This is a genomic window from Halosimplex yunnanense (assembly GCF_054504345.1).
Map to the genome: position 1 here is coordinate 1 of NZ_JBTJEL010000027.1, position 12,252 is coordinate 12,252.

General features: G+C 63.3%; 9 protein-coding genes. 7 read left to right on the top strand and 2 right to left on the bottom strand.

The window, feature by feature from the left end:
- Positions 1-152 precede the first annotated feature (152 nt).
- Positions 153-383, top strand: coding sequence for a hypothetical protein (locus tag AB2U09_RS01975; protein WP_459191013.1), 231 nt, complete (start codon positions 153-155; stop codon positions 381-383).
- A gap of 45 nt (positions 384-428) precedes the next feature.
- Here AB2U09_RS01975 and AB2U09_RS01980 read toward each other — a convergent pair whose 3' ends face one another.
- Positions 429-1,535, bottom strand: coding sequence for a PQQ-binding-like beta-propeller repeat protein (locus AB2U09_RS01980; protein ID WP_459191014.1), 1,107 nt, complete (start codon positions 1,533-1,535; stop codon positions 429-431).
- 299 nt (positions 1,536-1,834) lie between these two features.
- Between AB2U09_RS01980 and AB2U09_RS01985 the strand changes: the two genes are divergently transcribed.
- The 5 genes from AB2U09_RS01985 to AB2U09_RS02005 all read left to right on the top strand — a co-directional run bounded on the left by AB2U09_RS01985 (position 1,835) and on the right by AB2U09_RS02005 (position 9,817).
- Positions 1,835-2,845, top strand: coding sequence for an ABC transporter permease (locus tag AB2U09_RS01985; RefSeq protein ID WP_459191015.1), 1,011 nt, complete (start codon positions 1,835-1,837; stop codon positions 2,843-2,845).
- Between the two features lie 35 nt (positions 2,846-2,880).
- A complete protein-coding gene (locus tag AB2U09_RS01990) occupies positions 2,881-3,915 on the top strand; it encodes an ABC transporter permease (protein WP_459191016.1) in 1,035 nt (344 codons plus the stop codon).
- A 129-nt stretch (positions 3,916-4,044) separates the two neighbouring features.
- The gene (locus tag AB2U09_RS01995; RefSeq protein WP_459191017.1) at positions 4,045-5,376 is read left to right on the top strand and encodes a DUF7405 family protein; all 1,332 of its coding nucleotides are present in this window, start codon (positions 4,045-4,047) and stop codon (positions 5,374-5,376) included.
- Positions 5,373-7,145, top strand: a complete 1,773-nt coding sequence (locus AB2U09_RS02000; RefSeq protein ID WP_459191018.1) for a CRTAC1 family protein — start codon at positions 5,373-5,375, stop codon at positions 7,143-7,145. The genes AB2U09_RS01995 and AB2U09_RS02000 overlap by 4 nt, the downstream gene beginning before the upstream one ends.
- Positions 7,146-7,297: 152 nt before the next feature.
- On the top strand, positions 7,298-9,817 hold the full coding sequence (locus AB2U09_RS02005; RefSeq protein ID WP_459191019.1) for a beta-mannosidase: 2,520 nt from the start codon (positions 7,298-7,300) through the stop codon (positions 9,815-9,817).
- A gap of 30 nt (positions 9,818-9,847) precedes the next feature.
- On the opposite strand, the gene AB2U09_RS02010 is transcribed toward AB2U09_RS02005, so the two are convergent.
- Positions 9,848-11,134 (bottom strand): AGE family epimerase/isomerase, encoded by a 1,287-nt coding sequence (locus tag AB2U09_RS02010; RefSeq protein WP_459191020.1) that lies wholly within the window; start codon positions 11,132-11,134, stop codon positions 9,848-9,850.
- A 686-nt stretch (positions 11,135-11,820) separates the two neighbouring features.
- Here AB2U09_RS02010 and AB2U09_RS02015 point away from each other — a divergent pair.
- A complete protein-coding gene (locus AB2U09_RS02015; protein WP_459191141.1) occupies positions 11,821-12,180 on the top strand; it encodes a class I SAM-dependent methyltransferase in 360 nt (119 codons plus the stop codon).
- Positions 12,181-12,252 lie beyond the last annotated feature (72 nt).

Here is a 12,252-nt window from a genome sequence, read left to right on the forward strand (position 1 = left end):
AGATCTGCACGCGCCAGACGCCGGATCTGGAAACAGTCGAAGCGCGCCTGGAGACGGCGTGTTTCCGTACGGACGAGGATCACGAGTACTGGGAGAGCGAACCGATCACCGGAGACGAGGAGACGCTTCGCGGGCCACGGGAGGACGAGTAGATGGCGTCGACCGAGCGGTCATCTGACGGCCTCGACCCCTTCAAACAAGCCCTGGCGTCTGTCTTCGGGTCGACATTCCTCACCATCGCGGCCTTCGGCGTCGTCCTCGTTCTCATCGGCCGATTCCTCCTGAACGGAACGATCGCCGGCATGTTCGGCATCTGGGGAGCCACCGCGGTGCTCATCGGACTCGTCGGGTTGCCGCTCCAGAAGTACATCTACAGGCCGTAACTGCGCCGGTCCGTCCAAGTTGACTGCCGAATCGAGGTCAAGAGTTCAGGAGAGAACGCTGACGTAATCGTCGTAGACGGTCTGCCCCGGCTCTTCCTTGACGCAACTGGCGACCGCGAGGACATCGTCGACGACCACGGGTGACGTAAACTGACTTGAGAACACGGTGTCGTAGTTGAACCGCCACGATACGTCGCCACTCGCGGCGTCGATTCCGAGGACAGTGTTACCGCCGACGAAGATGCGTTCAGGCGTGACGATGGGGTTCGCGTAGGCGAGGTCGGTCTCGGCCTGCCAGTCGACGTCCCCGCTGGATCGGCCAAGGGCGAACAGCGTCCCGTCGTTCGCGCCGGCGTACACGTGGTCGCTATCTACCGCCGGCGTCGTCCAGAACTGGCCGTCGACCGAATGCGACCACGTCTCGGTCCGGTCGGCCGTGTCGACTGCGTGGACAACACCATCGTTGTCGCCGAAGAACACTGTCCCGTCGGTGACCGCTGCGCCGGACCGAGTGATCGTCCCCGAAACGTCGTAGGTCCACTCTTCCTCGCCGTCTCCCGTACGGAGCGCGAACAGCCGTCCGGAGGCGTCGGACTCATCGTCGCCGACAGTGGTCGCCATGTAGACCGTCTCTCCGTCAACGGCAGGTGGCGTCCGCGTCTCGAACCGGCCGGGTCGGCGCCCGATGTCGTGCGCCCAGGCGTTGCTTCCGTCCTCGGTGCTGAGTGCGCGGACCTGATCGCCGTTTTCAGAGCGCGTTACGACATAGACGTGGCCGTCGCGTACGACCGGCGAGGAGACGACGGATAGGTCGCGCTGCCAGACTTCACTCCCGTCGGTCGTGTCGTAGGCCCACAGCCGCTCGGCCTCGCCGCGCTCGACGATGAACAGTGTTCCGTCGCTGATTGCCGGCGTAAACTTGTTCACCGTGCCCGTCGCGTCGGTTGTCCAGTGGGTGTCGCCGGTGTCGAACGAGAGCGCGTGGACGGTGACGCCACAGCCGACGTACAGCCGATCGTCAGCGACGACTGGTGACGCGAGAATGTCGGTTTTCCCGAGCGATCGACTGGAGCCCCAGACCTCCCCGGCCGAGTCAGTCGGTCCCGACCCGTCGGGAGCGAACGAGCATTGCGTCGGATCGTATCCAGCCATTCGCCACGTCCCCGCGGCGTCGTCGCCGTTCGGGGTTGATGTCCGCGTTTCCACCGTCAACGATGTACATCCCGTGATCCCCGCTGCAGCGGCGGTCAAGACGGACCGGCGAGTCCACTGGTTGTGCGAGCAGTGCATGCAGGTCGGTCCGCTGTGTGAACTATTAACGTTTCGCTAGATCTGCCGTTTCCCGTGGCGGTCCCGCCGCCGTGGGAAGCGATAGCCTGGGTGCTGATCACACAGTAGTACTAAATCTGACAAAATTTATTTGTGTGCTGGAAGAGCAGGTTTCCACAACTGTGCGATACACCCTCAAACGCACCGGGCAAGCAGTCCTCACTCTGTTCGTGGTGGTGACGCTCGCCTTCGTCATGTTCCGGCTGATGCCGGGTGGGCCGCTGGAATCGATCCGGACGCAGCTGATGCGGGAAGCCGCTGCGTCCGGCGATCAGATAAACATGGAGCGGATCAACAGCCGAGTCGAGTTGATGACTAACATCCGCCCCGACGAGCCGATCTACGTCCAGTACATCGACTACATGGGCGACGTGATCCTGAACCAGGACTTCGGCCGCTCGATCTGGCAGCAGGAGCCAGTGTTCGAACTCCTCTTCAAGGCCATGCCCTGGTCCGTCTTCATCAGTATCTACGGCTTGCTGCTGGGGTTCACGACGAACATCTTCCTCGGGGCAGTGATGGCGTACAACGAAGGGACGCGCTTCGACTCCGGACTCACCGGTGTCATCATCGCGCTCAACTCCGTTCCCTACTACGTGGCTGCGATTTTGATGCTCGTCGCGTTCTCCTACCAGCTAGAGCTGACGCCCATCGGCGGCCGATACGACCCCAGCACGACACAGGGGTTCAACCTCCCGTTCATGATAAGCGTCGTACAACACGCGGCGTTACCTATCTTTTCGAGTTTCGTCGTTGGATTCGGCGGCGGGGCCCTCGGGATGCGCGGCAACAGCGTCCGGATCCTCGGGGAGGACTACGTCCGGGCTGCGCGGATCCGGGGACTCAGTAACTCGATCATCGCCGCCCGGTACGTCGGCAAAAATGCGATCCTCCCGATGTACACCGGTCTCATGATCGGGATCGCCGGCATCTTCAGCAGCAGTGTCATCCTGGAGCAGATCTTCACGTATCCGGGCGTCGGGTGGTACACGTTCGGTGCACTGGAGAACCGGGATTACCCGCTGTTGATGGGGTCGTTCATCTTCTACACGACTATTACGATCGTCGGGATCCTGATCGCCGATCTCACGTACGGACTGATCGACCCGCGGATCTCACAGGGTGAGAAATAATGGGTTCATCGGAATCAGACGCACTTGATCAACAGGTGGCCGACGTCGTGAGCGAGGAGTCAGTTTCCGCAACGCGAAGCGAGCAATACCGGCTCCTGTTCGAGGAGTCCGTCGTCGCGCCGCTGGAGATCATCTGGGAGGACTGGCGGACCCGATTCGGCGTGATCATCCTCGCAGCGATCGTCTTCATGGGCACGGTCGGCGTAGCGCTCACTCGCGAGCCCGTCTGGAACGAGGCCGAACCGTACATCGGGCCGTTCGACGCGAGCTACACGACCCACTACTTCGGCCTCCCTGACATCTCTTTTGGCGCCTGGACCTACACCGGGCTCTGGACGTACCCGCTTGGAACGGACGGCGTCGGGAAGGCGATCTTCAGGGGGCTCGTCCACGCGACGCCGGCGATGATCAAGATGATGCTGGCGGGCGCCGTCCTCGCGATGGCCCTGGCGACGGTCATCGGCATCACCGCCGGGTACGTCGGCGGCCTCATGGACGACGCGCTCATGTTCGTGACCGACATCGTGCTCACGATCCCCGGGCTCCCGCTGATCCTGATCATCGCGTCGGTGTACCCGCCCGAGAGCGCGTACCTCGTCGGCTTCTTGCTCGCCATCGACAACTGGCCTGGACTCGCCCGAACGCTCCGTTCGCAGGTGCTGGCCATCCGCAACGAGTCCTACGTCGAGGCGTCACAGGCGATGGGGCTCTCCCGCGCCCGGATCCTCCGCAAGGACATCGGCGCCCAGCTGATGCCGTACGTGACCATCAACGCGGCCACCTCCGCGCGAGGGATCATCTTCGAGTCAGTCGGTCTGTACTTCCTCGGGATCCTGCCGTTCAACGAGGCCAACTGGGGCGTCATGATGAACGAGGCCTACCAGACATCCGGCGTCCTCTCGAACATGAGCCGCATCCACTGGCTCATCATGCCGATGCTGGCGATCTTCGTTCTGTCGGTTGCGCTCATTCTGCTCTCGCAGGGGATGGACCGACTGTTCAACCCACGAATCCGGGCCAGGCACACGAACACCGACGGTGCCACTGTCGCCCCAGACGACGCCGACTGAGGCGGCCTCGTGGACGTTTTCGCTTCCGATAGCTTCCCGGAGGCTCGACACCGTGGCGCCTCTTGTATGTGCATTGGTATCAGAATACGTGAGAAATTATTATATTACGTCGCACTGGCAACAGAGAGTATGCAGCGGGATGACAGCGGTCTCCGTCTGGATCCGGATTTGCCCCGTCGAGAGTTTCTCAAGGCGGCGCTGGCTGTCGGCGGGGCCAGCGCTTACAGCGCCTGTCTGGAACGGCCTGAGACGCCTGAGGTTCCTTCAGGCGCAGACGTGCCGTCCGAACTGCCGAGGCGCCAGCACGAGTGGACTCCCTTCCTCCTCGACGACGAACACGGCAACCCGCGGTTTCCGCGCCATCAGCTCCTCCTGTTCCTCGATTACGCCGGCGACAGTCGACCGACGGAAGACGAGCGAGAACAGGTCGAGGCGGCGCTCCGGACGGCCGAACGTGCCTTCCAGCTGGGGGCGCGGGGGCAGCCGCGCCACGACGCACTCGTCTACGAGGGACTCCTCTTCACCATCGGCTACTCGCCGTCGTACTTCGAACGCTTCGATGCGTCGCTGCCGCCGTCGATCGACCTCCCACTGCCACAGGCTGTCCTCGACGAACTGGGCGAGAGCGCGACCGCCGACGACTACGACGCAGTCATGCACTTTGCCGCCGACTACCCCCAGTTCATCCTCGAGACGGAACTCGCGCTTCGTGGCGAGCTCTCGACGCTGAACGGCGTCGACGTCAAGGGGACCTTCGACGGCATCTTGGAACCGGTCGAACGGCGGTCCGGGTTCATGGGCCGGGGCCTCCCCGAGAAACGGCTCGACGAGCCCCGGATCCCCGAGGATGCCTCGCTCTCGATGGGCTACAAGTCGACCTTCACAGACACAGTTCCCACCGAAGACAGCATCACGATACAGACGGGGTCGTTCGCGGGCGGGACCACTCAGCAGGTGTCGCGGCTCTCGCTCGATCTCCCCTCGTGGTACGACCGGTCGGAGTCTGAACGGGCCCACGCGATGTTCAGCCCGCACCACTCTCCGGAGCAGGTCGGCGAGACAGGGGAACTTCTGGCCGAAGATAGCGGCGTCGACGCGGAGATCGCCGAACAGACCGATGAGGACGCTCGAACTCGTGGCTGCGTCGGACACCAGCAGAAGCTCGTCAAGGCACGAACCGACGACGACGCACCGCGGATCATGCGCCGGGACTTCAACGGGACTGGCGGTGACGGCGCCGTGCTCATGTTCGACTCCTGGCAGCGCGGCATCGGCGAGTTTCTGGAGACGGCCAAGGCGATGCGGACCGACGAGTTCGGCGACACGACGCTCTCGGACGCGCACAACGGCATCTTGGACGCCATCGAGACGACGAACCGGGCCACGTTCCTGATGCCGCCGCGCCCGCTGCGGGCGCTCCCGCCTGCGGATCCCGACGCACCGGCGGCTGACCGCGGATGACCGACGACCCCGTCGTCCTCGGGGAAAAGCGCGTGCTCGCGGCGGCGCTCGCGTTCTCGCTGGTCGCGACGGCAGTATGGGTCGCTGGAGTAACGGCGCTTCTCGGCGTCGGAGCGGGTCCGCTCGGCGGTTCACCTGACACGGTGTCCGACGGCGGCGTCGAGCGGGCCGCATCGGCCTCGAACGAGTCGGTAGCGAACGTCGATCCCACGCTCTCAGGGTTCACCGACCGCGCGCGCACACTGGGGTTCGAGTACGCTTACACGCGCACGGGGGAAGCCGGGATGCGCGACCTCGTCACGAACGCCGGCGTCTACGTGTCCGACTACGACAACGACGGTCAACCGGACATTCTCGCGGTGGGCGGCGAGCGCCCCGTGCTCTTCGAGAACCGTGGGGGCAGGTTCGTCCCGTCGACTGTCCTCCCGGCCCTCGACAGTTCGGTCAACGCCGCGCTATTCCTGGACTACGACAACGACGGCTGGGACGACCTGCTCGTCCTCCGCGCCAACCGGAGCGCGCTCCTCTTGGAGAATCGCAATGGTTCGTTCCGGGCCGTCGACGGCGGGTTCGACGAGCGGCTGGAGAACCCGACCGGCGCGGCGGCCGCGGACTTCGACCGCGACGGCTGCCTCGACGTGTTCGTCTTCCAGAACGGCAACTGGGACGCACGAACCCCGATCGGGCTGGAGCGTAGTTCCGCCCGCTTCATCTCCGACGACAACGGGAACTCAAACTACCTCTACGAGGGGGACTGCTCGGGATTCAGACGGGTCACGGACGCCGGCATCCGCGGGACGACGTGGTCGCTCGCCGGGAGCTTCGTCGACATGACCGGCGACGGCTACCCGGACATCCACGTCGGCAACGACTACAACGCGGACTTTCTGTACGTGAACCGGGGCAACGGGACGTTCGAGCGGACGCTCCTCCCCAGTTCCGACCGAAACGCAATGTCCTCGACGGCCTTCGACGTGAACGACGACGCAAGGCTCGACGTGTTCGTCTCGAACGTCTACTTCGACGACGAACTAGAGGGGGCGAGCCCGACGCTCCCGGTCAGAGGCGGCGGGAACAACCTGTTCGTCAACCGGGGGAACGGGAGCTTCGAGGACCGCGCGGCACAGTATGGCGTCCGTGAGGGAGGCTGGGCATGGGCGGCCGTCGCCGCGGACTTCAACAACGACGGCTACCGGTCGCTGATGCACACGATCACGCCTATGGGCGGAGAAATCGCGCTCCAGCAGCAGCTCGACCGCTCCCGGACGGAGATCTACCGGGCTTTTCCCTATCTCGCGTATCCGATGTTCTACCAGCGGACCGCCTCCGACTCGTTCGAGGCGATCCACCCGCCCGAGGTCGGTTTCGAGCGGGGGAGCGGCCGCGGCGTGGCTGCGCTGGACGCGAATGCCGACGGCGCGCCCGACCTCGCCGTCACGGAGACCCGCACGGCGACTGGCAGCGGGAACTACAGCCTGTACCTGAACAACGGATCGTCGAACGCCTGGGTCGGGGTCCGCGTCCAGCCCGGGAAGCGACTGCCGGCGCTCGGCGCGCAAGTGAGCGTCCGAACTGAAGAGGGCCGCGAGACCCGCATCGTCCGGTCTCGTACCGGCTACCTCTCCCAGAGCACTCGGCGCGTCCACGTCGGACTGGGCGACGCCGACTCCGTCCGTTCGATCCGAGTACGGTGGCCCGATGGAACGGAGATAACTGTCTCCAACCCGCCGGTCAACGAGACGGTCGTCGTCTCGCCGGACGACGAGTGAGACGATCCCACGGCGAGAATTCCGAACCGCAGAATCTCACGGGCATGAATGGCCATTAGCGACATATATCGCTCACGAACATTCGTAGATTGACCGTCGACGCTGCTTCCGGCGGCGGTACTATTAAGACCCAGAGACGGGGTTGTGAACGTATGCGGACACAGTCGCTGAACGGTAGCTGGCAGTATCGCCAGCGCGGCGGCGGGGAGTGGCGCGAAGGAAGCGTCCCAGGGGGCGTCTACACGGACCTGCTGAACGCCGGCGAGATCCCGGACCCGTTCGTCGGGGACAACGAACTCGACGTCCAGTGGGTCGGCCGGACCGACTGGACCTACCGCCGCACCGTCGACGTCGACGACCGATTGCTGGACTACGAGCGGCTCGTCCTCCGGTTCGACGGCCTCGATACGGTAGCCACCGTGTTTGTCAACGGCCAGCGGGTCGGCGAGTCGGTTAACATGCACGTCGGCAACGAATTCGACGTCGCCAACGCGCTTCACGCCGGCGAGAACGAGATCAGCGTTCGGTTTCGCTCACCCGTCGAATACGGCGAGGAACGGATGGCGGAGTACCCATACGAGGTACCCTGTGGCCGCTACCCCGTCGACCAGCCGGGTCGGCCGTTCATCCGCAAAGCCCAGTGTCACTACGGCTGGGACTGGGGGCCGTGTCTCCCGACGACCGGCATCTACCGCGACGTCGCGCTCGTCGGATACTCGGAACCGCGAATCCGCTACGTGAAGACCGAACAGGACCACTCCGGCGACCGAATCGACTTGACCGTCCGCGTCGGCGTCGACGCACCGACCGGTGGTACACACGACCTGTCCGTCGACGTGGCCGGCCAGACGATGGCCGAATCCGTCGCGCTCGACGCGGGCGAACAGGAGGTGGAGGTCACGCTCCCGGTCGAAGAAGAGACGGCCGAACTCTGGTGGCCCAACGGCTACGGCGACCAGCCACTCTACGATCTGACGGTCGCCATTGGCGACGACACGTACACCGACCGCATCGGCTTCCGCGAGGTCGACCTCGTCGTCGAACCCGACGAAGCCGGCACGTCGTTCTACTTCGAAGTTAACGGCGAGCCCGTCTACGCGAAGGGGGCTAACACCATTCCGACAGCGCCGCTGTACGGTAACGTCACCGACGAGCGCTACGAGCATCTCGTCCGTAGCGCGGCCGACGCCAACATGAACATGCTGCGGGTCTGGGGCGGTGGCTACTATGAGGAGGATGTCTTCTACGATCTCTGTGACGAGTACGGGCTACTCGTCTGGCAGGACTTCATGTTCTCCTGTTCGCTCCATCCTGCAAACGAGGCGTTCCTTGACACCGTCGAAGCGGAAGTGCGTTATCAGGTCTGCCGGCTGGCGAACCACCCGTCGATCGCGCTCTGGTGTGCCAACAACGAGAACGAGGAAGCGCTGGAGAACTGGTACGGCGGCCACGAGCGCCACGAGGATCACCGCGAGGACTACCGGAAACTCTACGAGGAAACTGTGGGACCGGCCTGCCGCGAGGAGGACCCCTCACGCACTTACTGGCCCGGATCGCCATCCAGCGGCCCGGGCGAACTCGATCCATACGTCTTCGAGAAGGGCGACATCCACTACTGGGATGTCTGGCACAACGGCCAGCCCTTCGAGGAGTATCTCACCACGGAACCGCGATTCGTCTCCGAGTTCGGCTACCAGTCGTTCCCTTCGCTAGACTCGCTCCGGACCGTTCTCACCGAACCGGAGGAGTTCAACCCCACGTCGCCGATGATGGAACACCACCAGCGGAATCCAGGCGGCAACACGACCATCCTCCGGCGGATGGCCGACTACTTCCGCATCCCCTTCGACTTCAGTGACTTCGTCTATCTCTCGCAACTGCTGCAGGCCGAGGCGATGTCGACCGCCATCGAACACTGGCGCCGCCGCAAGCCGACGACGATGGGCGCATTGTACTGGCAACTCAACGACCTCTGGCCGGTCGCCTCGTGGGCCTCCATCGAGTACGACGGCAAGTGGAAAGCCCAGCAGTACGCCGCACGCCGGCAGTTCGCACCCGTGCTCCTGTCGTTCCATCCCGAGTTCGAAGGCGGAGATGGCATCGACAACGCTCAGGCGGAAAACCCCGACGACCCCGACTGGGGCGACCTGACTGCACAGACGCTCTGGATCACCAGCGACAAAACTGATACTGTCTCGGGCGACGTAACCGTCGAAATTCTCACCTTCGACGGTGATATCCGCCCCGAGGAGACCATCGCGGTCGATATCGATGCCCACGAGAGTACCGCTCTGCGGACTATCGAACGTGCGGACCTCCCCGACGATGTCACGCCTTCGGACGTGATGGTCCGCGCCGTGTTTGACGGAACGGGCGAGTCCTACCCGGCGACGGCCTTCTTCGCGGACTACAAGCGGCTGTCGTTGCCCGAGACGGAGCTGTCGGTCGAGATCGACGGCGCTGACGTGACCGTCGCTGCCGACGAGGCAGCGTTGTTCGTCGAACTCGATCCGGGGACATTGTCGGGTGCGTTCTCTGACAATTACATCCACCTCGCACCGGGCGAGCGACGGACGCTTACCTTCGACGCCTACGATGACCGTCGCGATGCGCTCGTCGAAGCCCACCTCGAAGACGAACTCTCCGTCAGACACCTGCGAGAAACGTACTGAGCGGCCGTTCCGCTGAAGCGCGCCGAGACCTCAGGCTTCAGTCGCTGCTTCGAGCCGTTCGAGCGCGTTGATGCACTCCAGCAAGGCCCGTCCGGAGTGGTATGCCCCCTTGTAGACGGCGCCCTTCCGGCCGACGGTCTCGCCGTCGTCGGTCACGCCGGAGTGCCACTCGCCGTATTCGCGGTCGATCTGGTGCTCGTCGAGGAACGCGTAGGTCTCCTCGAAGACCTCGCGATACGCCGGTTCGTCGGTGAGTTCGTACATCCGGAGCGCGCTAACCAGCGCCTCGGCCTGGACCCACCACGCCTTGACGCGACTGGTCGCCGGCTCCTCGAACGGCCCGTAGAAGTAGAAGCCGCCGCGGTCGTCGTCGTAGCCGTACGTCAGCGAATAGCCCCACAGCGTCTCGTAGAGGTCCCGGTAGTACGTCAGCGGCATCTCCAGGGCGTCGGCTGCCTCCATGGTGAGCCACACACCCTCGATGTCGTGTCCGTAGGAGACGATGCGGTAGCTCTCGTCGTCGAGGAGCGGCCGCCAGTCGGGTGCGTACTTGTCCGTGCAAGCGCCCAGGTCCTTCCGGACGATAGTGTTCGTGTTGATCGTGAGTAGCTCGTTTAGCCGCTCTCGCGCCTTCTCGTGGCCCGTCGCGCGGTAGAACGTGGTGAAGGCCTCCAGCAAGTGGAGGTGGGTGTTGGTCAGTTTCGTGCCGGCGTCGAGTTCGGCATCGACGTCTTCCTTGGGCGACCAGTCCGGCTCGATGTTGTCGAGGTACGTCCCGCCGGTCGTGACGGGCGTCCAGTCGGGTTCGAAGTACTCGACGTACCCGCCGTTGGCCTCGTCGTGGGCTTCGCTCTCGAAAAGTTCGAACAGTTTGATGGCGTGCTCGCGGGCGGTCTCGTCGCCCGTCGATCGATAGTACTCCGAGAGACCGTAGAGGGCGAACGCCTGCCCGTACATGTGCTTGTTCGGCTTCGTGACCGTGCCGTCGCGCTCGGCCTCCCAGTAGAACCCACCGTGCTCGTGGTCCCGGAGCTCGCCGAGGAGGAAGTCGACCCCTTGCTCGGCAGCCTCGCGGAACTCGCCGTCGCCGTATCCCTCGCGATGGAGGCGCGAGAAGAACCAGACCATCCGTGCCTGGATGACGAGCATCTTGCCGTCGTTGCCGGCGAATTCGCCGGTCTCGTCGTAACTCGTTATGTACCCGCCGTGCTCCTCGTCGATCGAACGGGGGTACCAGAACTCGATCACAGTCTCGCGCAGGGTCCGACGCAGTTGCGGTAGATACGCCTCCGCGAGCGAATCGCTATCGGCTGGCATGCGTCTTCAACTTTCAGCAGGGGGCCACTTCAACGTACCTTCCGCTCGGGCACGGAGACTCCTGTCTGGGATGTCGCCGCTACCCACTCACGGGTGCTCTTTACTGCTTCACGACTCTGGCCATCCGACCACAAGATGAATATAAATTAATCATTCAATACATTGGTAATATTTACAATAACACTAGTGAATAGTAATATACTTTCTTTTTAAAAGCGCAACTGAAACGGATTCGATGGATTCGCTAAGTACGTATGCGAACTGATCACGACGCCAGTAGTCCCCAAATGAGAAAGGGAACACCGATCACGATAGCCAAATATCCCCGACGACGGTATGTAGTGCGAACGTTCTCTCCAACATCCGTTTCCGGAGCCAATGGCCAATTGTAGAGGCGATACATGGTCGCCGGGGCGCGATAGTTCGCGTATCCCAGCGCGAACCAAAAGAGGGCAACTGCTAGAACCTCAAAACGGGGCATCGCTGTCACTCTCACGGTTACGGTGGAGAAATATAATTTTGGCCACTACAAGCGGTGGACTCTCAGTATTTTGCCAGAATCTGTCGCGAGATCGATCTGCTTGGAGAGTGATCCGCACAAACTGGGCCGACACGGAAACCTTCGTCGCGTTAAGGTCGAATATCTTCACGGTACGGTCCTCGATATCGGTGCCAGAACCGGGGCTATGTTCTCGTACTTTAACGCTGTCGCAGATGGGGGCGTCTCGTTCCATGCGATTGAGCCCGATCCATATATGCGACGGCAGGCCATCGAGAAAGCGGACGAGTTGGGACTTGAGATCGAACTCCGATCAGCGGGCGCCGAATCGCTCCCGTACGAGGACGACTCGTTCGACGTCGTGATCGCCTCGGTGGTCTTCTGTACGAATCCGGATATCGAGGCACCTTGTCGGAGGTGGCCCGTGTGTTGCGGCCCGGCGGCGAGTTCCGCTTCTTCGAGCACGTATTGGACGACGGGTGGCGCGCTCGCGTCCAATCTCTTATCGCACCGCTCTGGAAGCGGGTCGCCGGTGGGTGTCATTTGACGAGACAGACCGCATCAGTGTTCGCCGCCGACCGATCGTTCGACATCGTCGAGGTCGATCGAATGAACCTCG

What these genes read in the sequence shown, in the direction of transcription:
- AB2U09_RS02000 (WP_459191018.1), top strand. Translation starts at nt 5,373, where the DNA reads ATGACCGACGACCCCGTCGTCCTCGGGGAAAAGCGCGTGCTCGCGGCG.
- AB2U09_RS01980 (WP_459191014.1), bottom strand. Translation starts at nt 1,535, where the DNA reads ATGGCTGGATACGATCCGACGCAATGCTCGTTCGCTCCCGACGGGTCG.
- AB2U09_RS02005 (WP_459191019.1), top strand. Translation starts at nt 7,298, where the DNA reads ATGCGGACACAGTCGCTGAACGGTAGCTGGCAGTATCGCCAGCGCGGC.
- AB2U09_RS01995 (WP_459191017.1), top strand. Translation starts at nt 4,045, where the DNA reads ATGCAGCGGGATGACAGCGGTCTCCGTCTGGATCCGGATTTGCCCCGT.
- AB2U09_RS01975 (WP_459191013.1), top strand. Translation starts at nt 153, where the DNA reads ATGGCGTCGACCGAGCGGTCATCTGACGGCCTCGACCCCTTCAAACAA.
- AB2U09_RS02015 (WP_459191141.1), top strand. Translation starts at nt 11,821, where the DNA reads ATGTTCTCGTACTTTAACGCTGTCGCAGATGGGGGCGTCTCGTTCCAT.
- AB2U09_RS02010 (WP_459191020.1), bottom strand. Translation starts at nt 11,134, where the DNA reads ATGCCAGCCGATAGCGATTCGCTCGCGGAGGCGTATCTACCGCAACTG.